Source organism: Streptomyces sp. NPDC051364, from assembly GCF_040682115.1.
In the GTDB taxonomy this organism is placed as follows: Bacteria; Actinomycetota; Actinomycetes; order Streptomycetales; family Streptomycetaceae; genus Streptomyces.
The window spans coordinates 107,962-127,555 of the sequence record NZ_JBFBAH010000011.1; the positions used below are offsets into that span (position 1 = coordinate 107,962).

Genomic DNA, 19,594 nt, shown 5'->3' on the forward strand with positions numbered 1-19,594 from the left:
GAGGTCTCGGTCACTGGGCGGCCTTTCGGGTTTCGGCGCCGACGGCCTCGGCGAGGGTCGCGTACGGGCTGACGGCCAGGCGCGCGGCCAGGCCCTTGTGGATGGCGCGGGCGTAGAACGGGCCCTCGTAGATGAACGCGCTGTACCCCTGGATCAGGGTCGCGCCGGCCAGGATCCGCTGCCAGGCGTCCTCGGCGTTCTCGATGCCCCCGACGCCCACCAGCACCAGGCGGTCGCCCACACGGGCGTACAGGCGGCGCAGGACCTCCAGGGAGCGCTCCTTGACCGGGGCGCCGGACAGGCCTCCGGTCTCCTTCACGAGGGACGGGGCGGACTTCAGACCCAGCCCCTCCCGCGCGATGGTGGTGTTCGTCGCGATGATGCCGTCCAGGCCCAGCTCCAGGGCCAGGTCCGCGACCGCGTCCACGTCCTCGTCCGCGAGGTCCGGCGCGATCTTCACCAGGAGCGGGACCCGGCGGTCGGTCACGGTGCGGTCCGCGGCCTCCCGTACGGCCGTCAGGAGCGGCCGGAGGGACTCGGTGGCCTGGAGGTTGCGCAGGCCCGGCGTGTTCGGCGAGGAGACGTTCACGACCAGGTAGTCCGCGTGGCGGGCCAGGCGCTCGGTGGAGGCGACGTAGTCCGCCACCGCCTCCTCCTCCGGCACGACCTTGGTCTTGCCGATGTTGACGCCCACGACGGTGTTGAAAACGGGCACGCGGGCAGCCAGGCGGGCCGCCACGGCCGCGGAGCCCTCGTTGTTGAAGCCCATCCGGTTGATCAGCGCGCGGTCCGGCACGAGCCGGAACAGCCGCTTCTTGGGGTTGCCCGGCTGTGCCTGCGCCGTGACCGTGCCGATCTCGATGTGGTCGAAGCCGAGCATGGACATGCCGTCGATGGCGACGGCGTTCTTGTCGAAGCCCGCGGCGAGGCCGAAGGGGCCGTGCATACGCAGCCCGAGCGCCTCGGTGCGCAGCTCCTTGTGGCGCGGGGCCAGGGCCGCCGCCACGAAGGTGCGCAGCACCGGGGTGCGGACCGCGAGCCGGATCCAGCGGAAGGCCAGGTAGTGGGCCTGCTCCGGGTCCATCCGCTTGAAGACGAGGTCGAAGAAGAGTTTGTACATGTCGAGAAGATCCCTTGTGCGCTCATGAAGAGGGGGACACCGACGCGCATCGCGCATCCGTGTCCCCCTCCTCGTACGGGCTGCTAGTCGCGGGCCGCGGTCAGGTGCTCCGCGTGCTCCTGGAGCGAGCGGACGCCCACGTCGCCGTGGTTGAGCGCGTCGATGCCCTGGACGGCCGCGGCGAGCGCCTGAACCGTGGTCAGGCACGGGACGCTGCGCGCCACGGCCGCCGTGCGGATCTCGTAGCCGTCGAGGCGGCCGCCGGTGCCGTACGGCGTGTTGACGATCAGGTCGACCTGGCCGTCGTGGATCAGCTGGACGATGGTCTTCTCGCCGTTCGGGCCCTCGCCCTCGCTGAGCTTGCGCACCACGGTGGCGTTGATGCCGTTGCGGCGCAGCACCTCGGCGGTGCCGGAGGTGGCCATGAGCTCGAAGCCGTGGGCGACCAGCTCGCGGGCCGGGAAGATCATCGAGCGCTTGTCGCGGTTGGCGACGGAGATGAACGCGCGGCCCTTGGTGGGCAGCGGGCCGTAGGCGCCGGCCTGCGACTTGGCGTACGCCGTGCCGAAGACGGAGTCGATGCCCATGACCTCGCCGGTGGAGCGCATCTCCGGGCCGAGGACGGTGTCGACGCCGCGGCCGTGGATGTCGCGGAAGCGCGACCACGGCATGACGGCCTCCTTGACGGAGATCGGCGCGTCGAGCGGCAGGGTGCCGCCGTCGCCGGTCTTCGGCAGCATGCCCTCTTCGCGCAGCTCGGCGATGGTGGTGCCGAGCGAGATGCGGGCGGCGGCCTTCGCGAGCGGGACCGCGGTCGCCTTCGAGGTGAAGGGGACGGTGCGGGAGGCGCGCGGGTTGGCCTCCAGGACGTAGAGGATGTCACCCGCCATCGCGAACTGGATGTTGATCAGACCGCGGACGCCGACGCCCTTGGCGATGGCCTCGGTGGAGGCGCGCAGCCGCTTGATGTCGAAGCCGCCGAGGGTGATCGGGGGCAGGGCGCAGGCAGAGTCGCCGGAGTGGATGCCGGCTTCCTCGATGTGCTCCATGACGCCGCCGAGGTAGAGCTCGGTGCCGTCGTAGAGGGCGTCGACGTCGATCTCGATGGCGTCGTCGAGGAAGCGGTCGACCAGCACGGGGCGGGTCGGCGAGATCTCGGTGGACTCGGCGATGTACGACTCGAGGCGGGCCTCGTCGTAGACGATCTCCATGCCGCGGCCGCCGAGCACGTAGGACGGGCGGACGAGGACCGGGTAGCCGATCTCGTCGGCGATGGCCTTCGCACCTGCGAAGGTGGTCGCGGTGCCGTGCTTGGGGGCGGGCAGGCCGGCCTCGGCGAGGACCTGGCCGAAGGCGCCGCGGTCCTCGGCGGCGTGGATGGCCTCCGGGGAGGTGCCGACGACGGGGACGCCGTTGTCCTTGAGGGCCTGCGCGAGACCCAGCGGGGTCTGGCCGCCGAGCTGCACGATGACGCCCGCGATCGGGCCCGCGAGGGACTCGGCGTGGACGATCTCCAGCACGTCTTCGAGCGTGAGCGGCTCGAAGTACAGGCGGTCGGAGGTGTCGTAGTCGGTGGAGACGGTCTCCGGGTTGCAGTTGACCATCACGGTCTCGTAGCCGGCGTCGCTGAGCGCGAAGGAGGCGTGGACGCAGGAGTAGTCGAACTCGATGCCCTGGCCGATGCGGTTCGGGCCGGAGCCCAGGATGATCACCGCGGGCTTGGTGCGGGGCGCGACCTCGGACTCCTCGTCGTACGAGGAGTAGAAGTACGGGGTCTTCGCGGCGAACTCGGCGGCGCAGGTGTCGACCGTCTTGTAGACCGGGCGGACGCCGAGGGCGTGGCGGACCTCGCGGACGACGTCCTCGCGCAGGCCGCGGATCTCGGCGATCTGGGCGTCGGAGAAGCCGTGCCGCTTGGCCTCGGCGAGGAGCTCGGGCTCGAGCTTCTCGGCGCCGGCGAGCTCGTCGGCGATCTCCTTGATCAGGAAGAGCTGGTCGACGAACCAGGGGTCGATCTTCGTGGACTCGAAGACCTCTTCCTGGGTGGCGCCGGCGCGGATGGCCTGCATGACGGTGTTGATGCGGCCGTCGGTCGGGCGGACCGCGGTGGCCAGCAGCTCGGCCTTGTCGCCGGGGTCTCCGACGAAGGTGAACTGCGAGCCCTTCTTCTCCAGGGAACGCAGGGCCTTCTGGAGGGCCTCGGTGAAGTTGCGGCCGATGGCCATGGCCTCGCCCACCGACTTCATGGTGGTGGTGAGGGTGGCGTCGGCCAGCGGGAACTTCTCGAAGGCGAAGCGCGGGGCCTTGACCACGACGTAGTCGAGGGAAGGCTCGAAGGAGGCCGGCGTCTTCTCGGTGATGTCGTTGGGGACCTCGTCGAGCGTGTAGCCGATGGCCAGCTTGGCGGCGATCTTGGCGATCGGGAAGCCGGTGGCCTTCGACGCGAGCGCCGAGGAGCGAGAGACGCGCGGGTTCATCTCGATGACGATGACGCGGCCGTCGACCGGGTCGATCGCGAACTGGATGTTGCAGCCGCCGGTGTCGACGCCGACCTCGCGGATGATGGCGATGCCGATGTCACGCAGCCGCTGGTACTCGCGGTCGGTGAGGGTCATCGCCGGGGCGACGGTGATGGAGTCGCCGGTGTGGACGCCCATCGGGTCGAAGTTCTCGATGGAGCAGACGACGACCACGTTGTCCTTGGTGTCGCGCATCAGCTCCAGCTCGTACTCCTTCCAGCCGAGGATGGACTCCTCCAGGAGCACCTCGGTGGTCGGGGAGAGCATCAGGCCCTGGCCTGCGATGCGGCGCAGCTCGTCCTCGTCGTGGGCGAAGCCGGAGCCGGCGCCGCCCATGGTGAAGGAGGGGCGGACGACGACGGGGTAGCCGCCCAGGGTGTCGACGCCCTTGATGACGTCGTCCATGGAGTGGCAGATGACCGAGCGGGCGGACTCGCCGTAGCCGATCTTGGCCTTGACGGCCTCGACGACACCCTTGAAGAGGTCGCGGTCCTCGCCCTTGTTGATGGCCTCGACGTTGGCGCCGATGAGCTCGACGCCGTACTTCTCCAGCACACCCTGCTCGTGCATGGAGATCGCGGTGTTCAGCGCGGTCTGGCCGCCGAGGGTCGGGAGCAGCGCGTCGGGGCGCTCCTTCGCGATGATCTTCTCGACGAACTCGGGGGTGATCGGCTCGACGTACGTGGCGTCGGCGATCTCCGGGTCGGTCATGATCGTCGCCGGGTTGGAGTTCACCAGGATGACCCGCAGGCCCTCGGCCTTGAGGATGCGGCAGGCCTGGGTGCCGGAGTAGTCGAACTCGGCGGCCTGTCCGATGACGATCGGGCCGGAGCCGATGACCAGGACGGACTGGATATCGGTGCGCTTAGGCACGCTCGGCCTCCAACTGGGCGGTTTCCATCAAAGACGTGAAACGGTCGAAGAGGTACGCGGCGTCGTGCGGGCCGGCGGCCGCTTCGGGGTGGTACTGGACGGAGAAGGCCGGCTGGTCGAGCAGCTGGAGGCCTTCGACGACCTGGTCGTTCAGGCAGACGTGGGAGACCTCGGCGCGGCCGTAGGGGGTCTCGGAGACCTTGTCGAGCGGCGCGTCCACGGCGAAGCCGTGGTTGTGCGCGGTGATCTCGACCTTGCCGGTGGTGCGGTCCTGCACCGGCTGGTTGATGCCGCGGTGGCCGTACTTCAGCTTGTACGTGCCGAAGCCGAGCGCGCGGCCCAGGATCTGGTTGCCGAAGCAGATGCCGAAGAGCGGGGTCTTGCGCTCCAGGACGCCCTGCATGACGGCGACGGGGCCGTCGGCGGTGGCCGGGTCGCCCGGGCCGTTGGAGAAGAACACGCCGTCCGGCCGGACCGCGTAGACGTCCTCGACGGTGGCGGTGGCGGGCAGCACGTGGACCTCGATGCCGCGTTCGGCCATCCGGTGCGGGGTCATGCCCTTGATGCCGAGGTCGACGGCGGCGACGGTGAACTTCTTCTCGCCGATGGCGGGGACGACGTACGTCTCCTTGGTGGCGACCTCGGCGGAGAGGTTCGCGCCCTTCATCTGCGGGGAGGCCTGGACCTTCGCCAGCAGGGCCTCGTCGCGGACGTGCGCCCAGGCCTCGCCCGAGAAGATGCCGACGCGCATGGCGCCGCGCTCGCGCAGGTGGCGGGTCAGCGCACGGGTGTCGATGCCGCAGATGCCGACGACGCCCTGCTTGACCAGCTCCTCGTCCAGCGAGCGCTGCGAGCGCCAGTTGGAGGGGACGCGGGCGGGGTCGCGTACGACGTACCCGGCGACCCAGATGCGGGAGGACTCGGGGTCCTCGTCGTTGACGCCGGTGTTGCCCACGTGCGGGGCTGTCATCACGACGACCTGCCGGTGGTACGACGGGTCGGTGAGGGTCTCCTGGTAGCCGGTCATGCCGGTGGAGAACACGGCCTCGCCGAAGGTCTCCCCCACGGCGCCGTAGGCGCGGCCGCGGAACATCCGACCGTCCTCCAGGACGAGTACGGCGGGAGCTTTGGCTGCTCCCCTGGTGGAGGTCGTCATCGTTCGGCGCCTTCCGTCGTGATGGATTGGTTCATGAGATTGAGTGCTTCGACCCAGGCGGCGTGTTCGGCCGCGCGGTCGGAGCGGAATCCGGAGTCGATCAGCTTGTCGCCGTGCGCCCAGGTGACGACGAGGAGACCGCCCTCGGTGAGTACCTTGCCCGCGATTCCCTTGTCGAGGCGGGCGCCGCGCAGCTGCGCGGCCGGTACGAAGAAGTCGGTGGCACCCGGACGGACCACGTCGAGGCCCGCGTCGGTGAGTGTGAGCTCGACCCGGCTGCGGACGCCCAGACCGTGGGCGACGATCCGGTCGAGCCACTGCCCGGCGGTGGTGGACCCGTGGTACCGGCCGGTCAGGGCCAGCCGGTGCTCGGGGAGACCGCCGGGGGCGGCGGGCAGCTCCGGCAGATCGCTCTGCAGGGCGCCACGCCATTTCCAGCCCTGCCGCATCAGCCAGTACACGAACGCGATGAAGACGAGCAGACCGATCACCCACGCGAGGCGGGCGCCCCAGTCCGTCACCTCCGCCGACCGTCGTTCGGCGGCCTCGGCGGCCAGTTGGATTACTGCAGGTGTCACGCCAGATTCCCGTCCACGACCGTTGCCCGGCCCCGCAGGAAGGTGTGAGTGACGCGACCCGGCAGCTCACGGCCCTCGTAAGGCGTGTTGCGGCTGCGGGAGGCGAAGTGTGCGGGGTCCACGACACCACGGTACGAGGTATCGACCAGCGTCAGGTTCGCGGGTTCACCTGCCGAGACGGGGCGGCCGTGGTTGTCCAGGCTGCCGATCCGCGCCGGGGCGAAGGACATGCGCTCGGCGACGCCCGCCCAGTCGAGCAGTCCGGTCTCCACCATCGTCTGCTGGACGACGGAGAGCGCGGTCTCCAGGCCCACCATGCCCATGGCGGCGGCGGCCCACTCGCAGTCCTTGTCCTCGTGGGGGTGCGGGGCGTGGTCGGTGGCGACGATGTCGATCGTGCCGTCGGCGAGCGCCTCGCGCAGGGCCATCACGTCGCGCTCGGTGCGGAGCGGCGGGTTGACCTTGTAGACCGCGTTGTACGAGCGGACCAGCTCGTCGGTGAGGAGCAGGTGGTGCGGGGTGACCTCGGCGGTGACGTCGATGCCGCGGGACTTGGCCCAGCGGACGATCTCGACGGAGCCGGCCGTGGAGAGGTGGCAGATGTGCACGCGGGAGCCGACGTGCTCGGCGAGGAGGACGTCGCGGGCGATGATCGACTCCTCGGCGACGGCCGGCCAGCCGCCCAGACCCAGCTCGGCGGAGACGACACCCTCGTTCATCTGGGCGCCCTCGGTGAGGCGGGGCTCCTGGGCGTGCTGGGCTACGACGCCGCCGAAGGCCTTCACGTACTCCAGGGCGCGGCGCATGATCACGGCGTCGTCGACGCACTTGCCGTCGTCGGAGAAGACGGTGACACGGGCCGCGGACTCGTGCATGGCGCCCAGCTCGGAGAGCTGCTTGCCCTCGAGGCCGACGGTGACGGCGCCGATGGGCTGCACGTCGCAGTAGCCGGACTCCTTGCCGAGCCGCCAGACCTGCTCGACGACGCCGGCGGTGTCGGCGACGGGGAAGGTGTTCGCCATGGCGAACACGGCGGTGTAGCCGCCGGAGGCGGCGGCGCGGGTGCCGGTCAGGACGGTCTCGGAGTCCTCGCGGCCGGGCTCGCGCAGGTGGGTGTGCAGGTCGACGAGGCCGGGGAGGAGGACCTGGCCCTCGGCCTCGATGACGGTGGCGCCCTCGGCGGACAGGTTCTGACCGACCGCTGCGATGGTCTCGCCGTCGATCAGGACGTCCTGCGCCTCGCCGCCGAGTACCTTCGCCCCACGAATCAGGATCTTGCTCATGATTACTTGCTCTCCTCGATACGGGGCGTGCTGGTGGTGGTGACGGCGGGCTCGGAGCCTCCGAGCAGCAGGTACAGGACGGCCATCCGGGTGGACACGCCGTTGGCGACCTGCTCGACGGCGGTGCAGCGGTCGGAGTCGGCGACCTCGGCGGTGATCTCCATGCCGCGGTTCATCGGGCCGGGGTGCATGACGATGGCGTGCTCGGGCATCTTGGCCATGCGGTCGCCGTCGAGCCCGTACCGGCGGGAGTACTCGCGCTCGGTCGGGAAGAAGGCGGCGTTCATGCGTTCGCGCTGCACACGCAGCATCATGACCGCGTCGGACTTCGGCAGCACCTCGTCGAGGTTGTACGAGACCTCGCAGGGCCAGCTCTCGACGCCGATCGGGACCAGGGTCGGCGGGGCCACCACGGTGACCTCGGCGCCGAGCGTGTGGAGCAGCTGGACGTTGGAGCGGGCGACCCGGCTGTGCAGGACGTCGCCGACGATGGTGATGCGGCGGCCGTTCAGGTCCTTGCCGAGGCCGGCGTCGCGGCCGACCAGGCGGCGGCGCATGGTGAAGGCGTCCAGCAGGGCCTGGGTGGGGTGCTCGTGGGTGCCGTCGCCGGCGTTGACGACGGCGGAGTCGATCCAGCCGGAGGTCGCGAGCCGGTAGGGGGCGCCGGAGGCGTGGTGGCGGATGACGACCGCGTCCGCGCCCATGGCCTCGAGGGTCAGCGCGGTGTCCTTCAGGGACTCGCCCTTGGAGACCGAGGAGCCCTTGGCGGAGAAGTTGATGACGTCGGCGGAGAGCCGCTTGGCGGCCGCCTCGAAGGAGATCCGGGTGCGGGTCGAGTCCTCGAAGAAGAGGTTGACGACCGTGAGGCCGCGCAGGGTGGGCAGCTTCTTGATCGGCCGGTCCGCGACGCGTGCCATCTCCTCGGCGGTGTCGAGGATGAGGACGGCGTCGTCGCGCGTGAGATCGGCGGCCGAGATGAGGTGGCGCTTCATCAGGGTGCTCCGTAAGTCGGTGAGGTCAGAGCGGCGGACTGGCTGGAGTGCAGGCAGGGCAGGCTCGCGCGCGGGCCCCGGCTTCGGGGCCCCGTCACGCGTACGGGCTACTGCCCGGCTGCCGTGTCGGTCCGCTGGCCGAGCAGCACGGCGTCTCGGCCGTCCTCCTCCTGGAGCTGGACCTTGACGGTCTCCCGCAGCGACGTGGGGAGGTTCTTGCCGACGTAGTCGGCGCGGATCGGCAGCTCGCGGTGGCCGCGGTCGACGAGGACCGCGAGCTGTACGGCGCGGGGGCGGCCGAGGTCGCCCAGTGCGTCGAGGGCGGCCCTGATGGTCCGGCCGGAGAAGAGCACGTCGTCGACGAGGACGACGAGGCGTCCGTCGATGTCGTCGCCGGGGATCTCGGTGCGGCCGATCGCGCGGGCGGGCTTCATCCGCAGGTCGTCGCGGTACATGGTGATGTCGAGGGATCCGACCGGGATCTTCGTGCCGGTGATCTCTTCGAGCTTGGCGGCCAGCCGGCGGGCGAGGTACACACCGCGGGTGGGAATGCCGAGGAGCACCACGTCGTCGGCGCCCTTGGCGCGTTCGACGATCTCGTGGGCGATGCGGGTCAGTACCCGCGCGATGTCCTGTGCCTCGAGCACGGGGCGCATCGCCTCGATGCCCTGGGCATCGACTTTCTGAGCAGCTTGAGCGTCCATGAAAAGGACCTCCTTCTCCGCCTCACGGGACGGACCTTAAAGGACGTCTGATGTACGTCCTCCACGGTACCAGGACCCTGGCGGGGAACCGGCACCGGGCCTGTGCACGCCCCTCGTACGTGGGCGTCGGAGAGCATTCGGCTTGACGCATGCAAGTAACGCTGCGTAACCTCACAGTGAGTTACCAGCCGCGCGGCGGAGCCGCACGTGGTCCATGTCGTCAGTGTCCATGTCGTCAAAGCGTCACAGCGTCCGGGAGCGTTATGTCCAGCGAATACGCCAAACAGCTCGGGGCCAAGCTCCGCGCCATCCGCACCCAGCAGGGCCTCTCCCTCCACGGTGTCGAGGAGAAGTCCCAGGGCCGGTGGAAGGCCGTGGTGGTCGGATCGTACGAGCGCGGGGACCGCGCCGTGACCGTCCAGCGCCTCGCCGAGCTGGCGGACTTCTACGGGGTGCCGGTGCAGGAGCTCCTGCCGGGCACGACTCCCGGAGGGGCGGCCGAGCCGCCGCCGAAGCTGCGCCTCGACCTGGAGCGCCTCGCGGGCGTGCCCGCCGAGAAGGCCGGGCCGCTGCAGCGGTACGCGGCGACCATCCAGAGCCAGCGCGGGGACTACAACGGCAAGGTGCTGTCGATCCGTCAGGACGACCTGCGCACCCTCGCCGTCATCTACGACCAGTCCCCCTCGGTCCTGACCGAGCAGCTGATCAGCTGGGGCGTGCTCGACGCGGATGCGCGTCGCGCCGTGGCGCACGAGGACATCTAGTCCCCGCGCCCAGGACCAGCAGAAACGTTACCGGCGTGGGCCGGGAGCCGGCCGTGGCTCCCGGCCCACGCCGGTTTCGCGTCTCCGGGCACAGCAGCGGAAGCGGAACCACAGCAGGAGCACGAACAGAAGCAGAAACGGAGGGCCCGCGGCGCATGTGCGCTGCGGGCCCTCCGTTCTCGCCTGACCGCCGGGAGCTACTCGCCCCGGCGCAGGCTCGGCTTCAGGTCCTTGAAGCGGGCCAGCAGCCCGTTCACGAACGAGGGGGACTCGTCCGTCGAGAATTCCTTGGCCAGCTGGACGGCCTCGTCGATGGCCACGGCGTCCGGGGTGTCGTCCACCCAGATCAGCTCGTAGGCACCGAGCCGCAGGATGTTCCGGTCCGCGACCGGCATGCGGTCGATTTCCCAGTCCACGGCGTAGGTGACGATCAGGTCGTCGATGCGGTTCACCTTGTCGGCGTAACCCTCGACGAGATCCATCGTGAAGGCGCTGACGGGCGGCTGCCGGTCGTCCGACCGCGTGTGGCGGATCCAGTCCGCGAGGACCTCGCGCACGGGCACCCCGCGCTGGTCGGCCTCGAACAGGATCTGGAAGGCGCGCTTGCGCGCGTTGCTGCGGGCAGCCACGGTTAGCTGCTCACCCGGCCGAGGTAGTCGCTGGTACGGGTGTCGACCTTGACCTTCTCGCCCGTGGTGACGAAGAGCGGGACCTGGATCTCGTAGCCGGTCTCCAGGCGCGCCGGCTTGGTGCCACCGGTGGAGCGGTCGCCCTGGACGCCCGGGTCGGTGTGCTCGATGACGAGCTCGACGGCGGCCGGGAGCTCGACGTAGAGCACCTCGCCCTCGTGCTGGGCGACCGAGGCGGTGAAGCCCTCGATGAGGAAGTTGGCGGCGTCGCCGACGGCCTTGCGGTCGACCATCAGCTGGTCGTAGGTCTGCATGTCCATGAAGACGAAGTAGTCGCCGTCCATGTACGAGAACTGCATGTCGCGGCGGTCGATGGTGGCCGTCTCGACCTTCGTGCCGGCGTTGAACGTCTTGTCGACGACCTTGCCGGAGAGCACGTGCTTGAGCTTGGTGCGCACGAAGGCCGGGCCCTTGCCGGGCTTGACGTGCTGGAACTCGACGACGGACCAGAGCTGGCCGCCGTCGAGCTTGAGCACCATGCCGTTCTTGAGGTCGTTCGTGGAAGCCACGGTTGCGGAATCTCCTGCACTGGAAGACCACGGGTGCGCGCACAGCCCGCCGCAGCGGGCTAGAGCGCGAGCAGCTCCTTGGTCGTAATGGTGAGTAGCTCGGGACCGCCGTCCGCCTCGGGGCGTACGACGAGCGTGTCATCGATCCGGACACCTCCCCGGCCCGGGAGGTGAACCCCCGGTTCGACGGTGACCGGCACGCAAGCGTCCAGTTTACCCATTGCCGTAGGTGCAAGCTGCGGGTCCTCGTCGATTTCGAGGCCGACGCCGTGTCCGGTCCACGGAGCGATCGATTCACCATGTCCTGCGGAGTCCAGTACGGAGCGCGCGGCACGGTCGACCTCGCGGTACGCGGCGCCGGGCACGAGGGCCTCGCGTCCTGCCCGCTGGGCCGCGAAAACAAGATCGTAGAGCTCGATCTGCCAGTCGGCGGGGCTGGTGCCGATCACGAACGTCCGGCCGATCTCGCAGCGGTAGCCGCGGTAGTTGGCCCCGAGGCAGACGGAGAGGAAGTCGCCCTCCTCGACACGACGGTCGGACGGCCGGTGCCGGGAACTGCCCGAGTTCGGCCCCGTGCCGACGGAGGTCGGGAAGGCCGGTCCGTCGGCCCCGTGGTCGACGAGGCGGCGCTCCAGCTCCAGGGCGAGATGGCGTTCGGTGCGGCCCACCAGGATCGACTCCAGCAGTTCGCCGAGCGCCTGGTCGGCGATCTCGGCGGCGATCCGCAGGCAGGCGATCTCCTCCTCGTCCTTGACGAGGCGCTGCTGCTCCACGGAGGTCCCGAGATCGGCGAGCCGCAGCTTGGGCGCAACGGAGCGCAGGGCGCGGTGCCGGGCGACGGTGAGGTGGTGCTCCTCGACGGCCAGCGACTCGGCGCGCAGGGAGCCGGCCATGTCGCCGGCCGCGACGGCGGCGTCGCTGCCGGGGGCGGACAGCACGGAGAGTCTGAGCTGATCGTCGAGGCGGCCCTCGTCGGCTTCGCCGCTGGGCGGACCGACGGTGAACAGCATGTCCTCACCGCCCGGCCCGACGAGCAGGACGGCGCCCGGCGGGGACGCCCCGGCGAGGTAGCGGACGTTCGCCGGACGCGTGATCAGTGCGGCGGCGTTCCCCGCGGCGGCGCAGCGGTCGCGAAGCAGGCCCCGGCGGGCCGCGTACACGTCTGACATGTCTTCGAGCGTACGAGCGCCCCGCGCATCCGGCCTGGTGAGCACGCCCGTACGAGGGCCCGGCCGCGCGGGGGCGGTCAGAAGGCGGGTGCCGCGATGGCTCGGGCCAGGGCTTCGTCCAGGGCCCGGGACGTGCCTTCCACGTCCAGATCCGAGTTGTCGATGATCGGCAGGCCGGAGCCGTACCAGCCGGCCATGCGGCCGTGGATGCGGGCGACTTCCTCGTCGGAGAGGCGCCGGTTCCCCGAGCGGGCGGCATTGCGCTCGAGGACGATCTCCAGGCCGGGAAGGAGGACGACGGGCAGCAGGGCGGGGCCGACGTGACGCTTCCAGCCGCCCAGGCCGACCACCGGCCGGTCCGGGAAGACGGCGTCGTCGAGGATGCAGGAGATCCCGTTGGCCAGGAAGTTGCGGGCGGCGAAGCCGCAGGTGCGGCGGGCCAGCCGGTACTGGGCCTCGGAGTGGTCGTTCCAGCCGGCCTGCGGGTCCGCGAAGCCCGCACACACCCATTCCCGGACGTCGTCCAGGCTTACGTGCGCGGTCGGCACCGGCCGGGTGCTGGCCCAGTGCCGGGCCACCGTGGTCTTCCCCGCGCCCGCCGGGCCGATCAGCAGCACGGCCAGCGTGGCGCCGCCGGTGCCGGGCACCGCGGGCGGCAGCGGAATATGCCCCGTCGTGGCCTCGGGGCCGGACGGCGGTGGCGGCGGCACGTGCGGCGGCGGTGCCTGCGGCGGCGCAGGCACCGGCCACCCCTGCGCAGGGGGTATCGGCGGCTGCGGGGGCGCCGCCGGCTGATGTCCCGGCTGCCCCCAGCCCGCCCCGCCGCCCCCCACTCCTTGCTGCATCCGCTGCCACTCCGTCTCGTTTCCACCGACTGATGCGAGAACGTTATATGACCGCAGGGGCGGAGCCGCCCACCAGCAGCGTCAGACTTCGTCCGCCAGTGCGCGGAGCGCCAGCCGGTACGAGCCGATGCCGAAGCCCGCCACCGTTCCGGTCGCCACCGATGCGATGACCGACGTGTGCCGGAACTCCTCGCGTGCGTACGGGTTCGAGATGTGCACCTCGATCAGCGGCGCGGTGCGCTGCGCGGCCGCGTCCCGCATGGCGTACGAGTAGTGCGTGAAGGCGCCCGGGTTGATCACGACCGGGATCTTGCCGTCCGCCGCCTCGTGCAGCCAGCGCACTATGGCGCCCTCGTCGTTGGTCTCGCGGACCTCGACGTCGAAGCCGAGCTCCTCGCCCAGCGCGCGGCAGCTCTCCACGAGCCCGGCGTACGAGGTGGCCCCGTAAACGTCGGGCTCGCGCGACCCGAGCCGGCCCAGGTTCGGGCCGTTCAGTACGAGCACCTTGCGGCTCACGCCGACACCTCGCCGTACGCGGCGATCAGGTGCGCCGGGTCGGGGCCCTCGAGAACGGTGGGCTTGGCCAGTCCGTCGAGGACGATGAAGCGCAGCAGGTTGCCACGGGACTTCTTGTCGACCTGCATGGCCTGGAGCAGCTGGGGCCACTGGTCGCCGCGGTAGGTCAGCGGCAGGCCGACGGCGGCGAGGATCTCCCGGTGCCGGTCGGCCGTCGCGTCGTCGAGCCGGCCGGCGAGCCGGCCGAGTTCGGCGGCGAAGACCATGCCGACCGATACGGCAGCGCCGTGCCGCCACTTGTAGCGCTCGTTCTTCTCGATGGCGTGCGCGAGCGTGTGCCCGTAGTTGAGCATCTCGCGCAGCCCGGCCTCCTTGAGGTCGCTGGAGACCACGTCCGCCTTGACCCGGATGGAGCGCGTGATCAGCTCCGCGGTGTGCGGGCCGTCGGGCGTGCGGGCCGCCGCCGGGTCCGCCTCGATCAGGTCGAGGATCACCGGGTCGGAGATGAAACCCGCCTTGATGATCTCTGCGAGGCCGCTGACGTAGTCGTTGACCGGCAGCGAGTCCAGTGCCGCCAGGTCGCACAGCACGCCGGCCGGCGGGTGGAAGGAGCCCACCAGGTTCTTGCCCTCGGCGGTGTTGATGCCGGTCTTGCCGCCGACGGCCGCGTCGACCATCGCGAGGACGGTGGTCGGCACGGCGATCCAGCGCACCCCGCGCAGCCAGGTGGCCGCGACGAAGCCCGCGAGGTCCGTGGTGGCTCCGCCGCCGACGCCGACGATCACGTCGGTGCGGGTGAACCCGGACTGGCCGAGCGCCTTCCAGCAGTACGCGGCGACCTCGGCCGTCTTGGCCTCCTCGGCGTTCGGCACCTGGATGGCGACCGCCTCGTAGCCCTGCCCGGCCAGGTCGTCGCGCAGTGCCTCACCGGTCGAGGCCAGCGCCTCGGGGTGGATCACGGCGACCCGCTGGGCCTTCGTACCGATCAGTGCGCCGAGCTCACCGAGCAGCTGCCGGCCGACCAGCACGTCGTACGCGTCGTGTCCGGCTACTGCACCGACCTGGATGCGCGTCACCTGGTCTGTCATACGTCCTTCAACTCCAGAGCGTCGAGGACCGCCTGGGCGACCTCTTCGGGGGTGCGGTCGTCGGTGGCCACCACGACGCGCGCGACTTCGGTGTACAGGGGGCGCCGGGCCTCCATCTGCTCGCGCCACTGGCGGCGCGGGTTGACGGCGAGCAGCGGGCGCGCGGCGCCCAGGCCGACGCGCCGGACGGCTTCCTCGACGTCCATGGAGAGGTAGGCGACGGGCAGGCCGGCCAGCAGCTCCCGGGTACCTGCGTCGAGGACGGCGCCGCCGCCGAGGGCGAGGATTCCGGTGTGCTGGGCGAGGCCGGCGGCGACCGCCTGCCGCTCCAGCTCACGGAAGTACGGCTCGCCCTCGTCGACGAAGATGTCCGAGATCTCGCGGCCCTGGGCCGCGACGATGTCGGCGTCGGTGTCCCGGTAGGGGACGCCGAGCCGTTCGGCGAGCAGCGCCCCCACCGTGGACTTGCCGGACCCCATGGGGCCGACGAGGACGACCAGTGGTCCGCCCCTCACCGGATCTGCAGGTTGTCGAGGTACGACTGAACGTTGCGGCGGGTCTCGGGGACGGAGTCTCCGCCGAACTTCTCCACGACGGCGTCGGCCAGCACCAGGGCGACCATGGCCTCCGCGACGATGCCCGCGGCGGGCACGGCACATACGTCGGATCGCTGGTGGTGGGCCACCGCTGCTTCGCCGGTTGCCACGTCCACGGTCGCGAGGGCCTTCGGCACGGTCGCGATCGGCTTCATCGCGGCCCGTACGCGCAGCAGCTCGCCGGTGGTCAGACCGCCCTCGGTGCCGCCGGAGCGGCCGGAGGTGCGCTTGAGGCCCTCGGGGGTGGAGACGATCTCGTCGTGGGCCTGCGAGCCAGGCACGCGGGCCAGGTCGAAGCCGTCGCCGACCTCGACGCCCTTGATGGCCTGGATGCCCATCAGCGCGGCCGCGAGGCGGGCGTCCAGGCGGCGGTCCCAGTGCACGTGCGAGCCGAGGCCGACGGGCACCCCGTACGCGAGGACCTCGACGACACCGCCGAGGGTGTCGCCGTCCTTGTGGGCCTGGTCAATCTCCGCGACCATCGCCTTCGACGCGTCGGCGTCGAGGCAGCGCACCGGGTCGGCGTCGAGCTTGTCGACGTCGGCGGGGGTCGGGTAGACGCCGTAGGGGGCCTTGGCCGCGGCCAGCTCCACCACGTGCGAGACGATCTCGATGCCCGCGGTCTCCTTGATGAAGGACCGGGCGATGGCACCGAGGGCGACACGGGCGGCGGTCTCGCGGGCGCTGGCGCGCTCCAGGATCGGGCGGGCCTCGGAGAAGCCGTACTTCTGCATGCCCGCGAGGTCGGCGTGACCGGGGCGGGGGCGGGTCAGCGCCGCATTACGGCCGGTCTCCTTGAGCAGCGAGGGGTCGACCGGGTCGGCCGACATCACGGTCTCCCACTTCGGCCACTCGGTGTTGCCGATCATGACGGCGATCGGGGACCCTTGCGACAGCCCGTGGCGGACGCCGCCGAGGAAGGTGATCTCGTCCTGCTCGAACTTCATCCGGGCGCCACGGCCGTAGCCGAGCCGGCGCCGGGCCAGGTGTTCGGCCACCAGCTCGGTGGTGACCGGGACGCCGGCGGGAAGCCCCTCCAGCGTCGCCACCAGCGCCGGACCGTGCGACTCCCCGGCGGTCAGCCAACGCAACCTGCTCAACGATGCTCCTCATGCTCGCGCCTGGTACTGCGGCGGCGCGGCCGGGTGCGCGGCCCGGACCCGCCATACCCGATCCTCCCACGTCCGGGCCGGTGCACCGCCCTCCGGTCCAGCTGGCGGACGCCGGTGCACCCTCCCCACCCTGGCGGGTCGGGTTTCAGGCGAGCAAGATCAGTGTGCGCAGTGCATCAGGTGTGCCGGCCGGGCCTGGCCATGATCCGCCGGACACCTCCTAAGCGGTCTCGGGGAAGTGGGGCACGCCCCCGCGCCGCCCGGCACGGCGCCTCGCCGCGTTCTCGCAGCACCTGGTACGTCCAGCACAAGCGTGCCGCTCCGTCTTGCGATGCACCGCACCGCACCGGACGACGCGAAAACGCACCCCACTTCCCCGAGGCCGCTTAGTGGCGGGCGCGCAGGGCGGCCTCGCCGGCGGCCCGTATGGCGGCCAGCGGCGCGGTGTGGCGGCCGGTCATCTGCTCGACCTGGAGCACCGCCTGGTGGACGAGGAGGTCCAGGCCGCCGAGGAGGCGGCCGCCGCGCTGCGACCAGGCCGCCGCGAGGGCGGTCGGCCACGGGTCGTACAGGACGTCGAACAGGGTGCCCGGGCCGGCCGGTACGGCGGCTGCCAGCCAGTCCGTGGCGCTGGCCGGGGTGGTCGCGATGACCAGCGGCGCGCCGAGCCCGTCGGCGGCGTCCGCCCAGTCGGCCGTGCGGACGGCCACGCCGAGGCGCTCGCCCCACTCCTGCATCTCGTCGGCGCGGGCCCGGGAGCGCACGTACACCGTGACCTCGCCGGAGCAGATCCGGGCGAGGGCGGCCAGTGCCGAGGAAGCGGTGGCGCCGGCGCCGAGGATGGTGGCGTTCTCCACCTTGTCGACGCCGCGCTCATGGAGCGCGGAGACGATGCCGGGGATGTCGGTGTTGTCGCCGAGGCGCCGCCCGTCCTTGGTCAGGACGACCGTGTTGACCGCCTCGACCGAGGCGGCGGTGTCGCTGATGCCGTCGAGCAGCGGGATGACGGCGCGCTTGAGCGGCATCGTCAGGGACAGCCCGGCCCACTCGGGGCCGAGGCCGGCGACGAACTTCGGGAGCGCGGCCTCGTCTATCTCGAAGCGGTCGTAGGACCAGTCGTCGAGGCCGAGCTCCTGGTACGCGGCGCGGTGCAGCACCGGTGAGAGGGAGTGCTCGATCGGTGTACCGAGCACGGCTGCGCGTATCACTGCCCTGCCTTCTTCCGTTCCTCTTCGTACTTCTGGCGGTTCTGGTTGTGCTCGGCGTTCGTCACGGCGAAGAGCGTCTCGTTCTCGTTCACCGACACGAAGTAGTACCAGGGTCCGGTGGCCGGGTTGATCGCCGACTTGAGCGCGTCCGGGCCCGGGTTGCCGATCGGGCCGGCGGGCAGGCCCTTGATCTTGTAGGTGTTGTACGGGTCGTCGAGCTTGCGCAGGTCGCTGACGGCACCGACGTCCAGGGTGCTCTGGCCCTTGATGTAGTTGACCGTGGAGTCGAAGTCGAGCAGACCGTACGTCTCGGTGTTGCCCGGCTTGAGACGGTTGTAGACCACCCGGGAGATCTTGTCGAAGTCGTGCTGGTACTTGCCCTCGGCCTGGACGAGGCTCGCGACGGTGACGAGCTGCAGCGGGTTCGCGAGGCCCAGCTTGGAGGCCTGCCCCTGGAGGTCCGCGCTCGCGTAGGCCTCGTTGGACTTCGCCACCATCTGCTTGAGCAGCGACTCGGGGGTCGCGTCCTTGCTGATGTCGTAGCGGGCCGGGTAGAGGAAGCCCTCCAGCGGGTCCTTGATGTCCTTGCTGGTGTTGGCCCACTCGGGCAGACCGAGGTTCTTCGCCTCCTTGGTGGCGATGTCCTTGGTCGTGCCCTCCTTGCGCTTGAGCTTCTCGTCGATGGCCTTGTAGACCTGGATGTTCTTCCATCCCGGGATGACGTCCAGGGCGTTGACCCCGGCTCCGTTCACCATGAGGTCCACGGCGGCCTTGCCCGACATGCGCTCCTTCATCACGTAGGAGCCTGCCTGGATCGCACCGCCCTTGGGGTTGGCCTTGGCGGCGGCGACGAAGGCGTCCGCGCTCTTCACGACGCCGTGCGACTTGAGGATGCGGCCCATCTCACCGACGCCGGTGCCCTTGGGGATGTCGATGGCGACGGAGCCCTCGCCCTCACCGGCGTAGTCCTCGCCGGTGCTGAACTTGGACTTGATGTAGTCGTAGCCGTAGTAGCCGCCACCGCCGATGACGCCCACGATCACGACGGCTGCGATCAGGCAGGCCGCTCCGTTGCGGCGCTTGGGCTTGCCCTTCGGGCGGCCGCGGCGTCCGTCGGCGTCCGGCTCGTCGGAATCGTCGTCGCCTCCGCCGCCGCCGGGCAGGATCGAGGCCTCCTCGGCCTCTTCGTCGGCGTACTCCGCCTCCGGCTCTTGCTCCTGCTCCGTGACCAGGTGGCGCCGGCCCGGGGGCTGCGGCGGCGGGTAGGCCTCGGGGGTGCCGTAGAGGTCGGGGGCCTCGCCCGGGTAGCCGCCGACGGGCTGCTGGGCGTACGGGTCCGCGCCGAGGTACGGGTCGGCCTGCGGGACAGCGGTGTACTGGCCCTGGCCGGTGTCCCAGCCCTGGCCGTCGTAGACCGGCTGCTGCTGCGGCTGCGGGTGCAGCAGCTGTTGCTGCTGCTGGTGAGCCTGGTGGGGCTGCTGCGGGGCATAGCCCTGCTGCTGCTCCGGGTACTGCCCCTGCTGCCCGTACTGCTGCTGGTACTGGAGGTCCTGCGGGTACTGGTCCTGCGGGTACTGCTGATACTGCGGGTTCTGCTGGTACTGCTGGTACTGCTGCGGGTCCTGCTGGTACTGCGGCTCCTGCGGATGCTGCTGCGGGCCACCGGCATAGGGCATCTGAGCCTGCTGGGCCTCGTGCCCGGTCCACCCCTGGTCCCCGTACAGGGGGTCCTCAGGGTGCCACGGTTCGGGGCCACGGCCCCGGCCATACTCAGTCATCGATCCCCTAGAGCCGCGAGACGGAGGCAACGGCTACATCCGCCGCGGCACCCGGTTCCGCCTCTGAAGTGGTGGGCGACGACTTGTTCGAATGC

The 19,594-nt window shown here is 70.8% G+C and carries 18 protein-coding genes; 1 reads left to right on the forward strand and 17 read right to left on the reverse strand.

The features are described from left to right. Positions 1-10: 10 nt before the first annotated feature. The 7 genes from AB0M76_RS23535 to pyrR form a co-directional block, all read right to left on the reverse strand. Positions 11-1,120 carry a quinone-dependent dihydroorotate dehydrogenase gene (locus AB0M76_RS23535; RefSeq protein WP_365954744.1) on the reverse strand — a complete coding sequence of 370 codons (1,110 nt, stop codon included), beginning with the start codon at positions 1,118-1,120 and terminating at the stop codon, positions 11-13. Positions 1,121-1,203: 83 nt separating this feature from the next. Beyond that, positions 1,204-4,512: a carbamoyl-phosphate synthase large subunit gene (gene carB, locus AB0M76_RS23540; RefSeq protein ID WP_365954745.1), complete on the reverse strand. Its 3,309-nt coding sequence runs from the start codon at positions 4,510-4,512 to the stop codon at positions 1,204-1,206. After that, positions 4,505-5,668 (reverse strand): glutamine-hydrolyzing carbamoyl-phosphate synthase small subunit, encoded by a 1,164-nt coding sequence (carA, locus tag AB0M76_RS23545; RefSeq protein ID WP_365954746.1) that lies wholly within the window; start codon positions 5,666-5,668, stop codon positions 4,505-4,507. Before carA ends, carB begins: the two co-directional genes overlap by 8 nt. Beyond that, positions 5,665-6,246 carry a hypothetical protein gene (locus AB0M76_RS23550; protein ID WP_266668912.1) on the reverse strand — a complete coding sequence of 194 codons (582 nt, stop codon included), beginning with the start codon at positions 6,244-6,246 and terminating at the stop codon, positions 5,665-5,667. Before AB0M76_RS23550 ends, carA begins: the two co-directional genes overlap by 4 nt. After that, positions 6,243-7,529: a dihydroorotase gene (locus AB0M76_RS23555; protein ID WP_362632906.1), complete on the reverse strand. Its 1,287-nt coding sequence runs from the start codon at positions 7,527-7,529 to the stop codon at positions 6,243-6,245. Before AB0M76_RS23555 ends, AB0M76_RS23550 begins: the two co-directional genes overlap by 4 nt. Before the next feature lie 2 nt (positions 7,530-7,531). Continuing rightward, positions 7,532-8,521, reverse strand: coding sequence for an aspartate carbamoyltransferase catalytic subunit (locus tag AB0M76_RS23560; protein WP_030294587.1), 990 nt, complete (start codon positions 8,519-8,521; stop codon positions 7,532-7,534). A gap of 107 nt (positions 8,522-8,628) precedes the next feature. Then, positions 8,629-9,225 (reverse strand): bifunctional pyr operon transcriptional regulator/uracil phosphoribosyltransferase PyrR, encoded by a 597-nt coding sequence (gene pyrR, locus AB0M76_RS23565; protein WP_365954748.1) that lies wholly within the window; start codon positions 9,223-9,225, stop codon positions 8,629-8,631. A 263-nt stretch (positions 9,226-9,488) separates the two neighbouring features. On the opposite strand from pyrR, the gene bldD reads away from it, so the two are divergent. Next, positions 9,489-9,989 carry a transcriptional regulator BldD gene (gene bldD, locus AB0M76_RS23570; protein ID WP_007263032.1) on the forward strand — a complete coding sequence of 167 codons (501 nt, stop codon included), beginning with the start codon at positions 9,489-9,491 and terminating at the stop codon, positions 9,987-9,989. Positions 9,990-10,186: 197 nt separating this feature from the next. On the opposite strand, the gene nusB is transcribed toward bldD, so the two are convergent. From nusB to mltG, 10 genes are all read right to left on the reverse strand, one after another. After that, entirely contained in the window at positions 10,187-10,618 is a 432-nt protein-coding gene (gene nusB / locus AB0M76_RS23575; protein WP_365954749.1) for a transcription antitermination factor NusB, read from the reverse strand. A gap of 2 nt (positions 10,619-10,620) precedes the next feature. Next, positions 10,621-11,187 (reverse strand): elongation factor P, encoded by a 567-nt coding sequence (efp, locus tag AB0M76_RS23580; RefSeq protein ID WP_266668904.1) that lies wholly within the window; start codon positions 11,185-11,187, stop codon positions 10,621-10,623. A gap of 59 nt (positions 11,188-11,246) precedes the next feature. Next, positions 11,247-12,356: an aminopeptidase P family protein gene (locus AB0M76_RS23585; RefSeq protein ID WP_266668902.1), complete on the reverse strand. Its 1,110-nt coding sequence runs from the start codon at positions 12,354-12,356 to the stop codon at positions 11,247-11,249. Between the two features lie 77 nt (positions 12,357-12,433). Next, positions 12,434-13,201 carry an AAA family ATPase gene (locus AB0M76_RS23590; RefSeq protein ID WP_365954750.1) on the reverse strand — a complete coding sequence of 256 codons (768 nt, stop codon included), beginning with the start codon at positions 13,199-13,201 and terminating at the stop codon, positions 12,434-12,436. 81 nt (positions 13,202-13,282) lie between these two features. Further along, the gene (gene aroQ / locus AB0M76_RS23595; RefSeq protein ID WP_327363271.1) at positions 13,283-13,717 is read right to left on the reverse strand and encodes a type II 3-dehydroquinate dehydratase; all 435 of its coding nucleotides are present in this window, start codon (positions 13,715-13,717) and stop codon (positions 13,283-13,285) included. Further along, a complete protein-coding gene (aroB, locus tag AB0M76_RS23600; protein WP_365954751.1) occupies positions 13,714-14,805 on the reverse strand; it encodes a 3-dehydroquinate synthase in 1,092 nt (363 codons plus the stop codon). Before aroB ends, aroQ begins: the two co-directional genes overlap by 4 nt. Further along, on the reverse strand, positions 14,802-15,320 hold the full coding sequence (locus AB0M76_RS23605; protein ID WP_365954752.1) for a shikimate kinase: 519 nt from the start codon (positions 15,318-15,320) through the stop codon (positions 14,802-14,804). Before AB0M76_RS23605 ends, aroB begins: the two co-directional genes overlap by 4 nt. After that, a complete protein-coding gene (aroC, locus tag AB0M76_RS23610) occupies positions 15,317-16,501 on the reverse strand; it encodes a chorismate synthase (protein WP_266631065.1) in 1,185 nt (394 codons plus the stop codon). The genes AB0M76_RS23605 and aroC overlap by 4 nt, the downstream gene beginning before the upstream one ends. Before the next feature lie 398 nt (positions 16,502-16,899). Further along, the gene (locus AB0M76_RS23615) at positions 16,900-17,721 is read right to left on the reverse strand and encodes a shikimate dehydrogenase (protein ID WP_365954753.1); all 822 of its coding nucleotides are present in this window, start codon (positions 17,719-17,721) and stop codon (positions 16,900-16,902) included. After that, positions 17,718-19,499, reverse strand: a complete 1,782-nt coding sequence (gene mltG, locus AB0M76_RS23620; RefSeq protein WP_365954754.1) for an endolytic transglycosylase MltG — start codon at positions 19,497-19,499, stop codon at positions 17,718-17,720. Before mltG ends, AB0M76_RS23615 begins: the two co-directional genes overlap by 4 nt. Between the last annotated feature and the right edge of the window lie 95 nt (positions 19,500-19,594).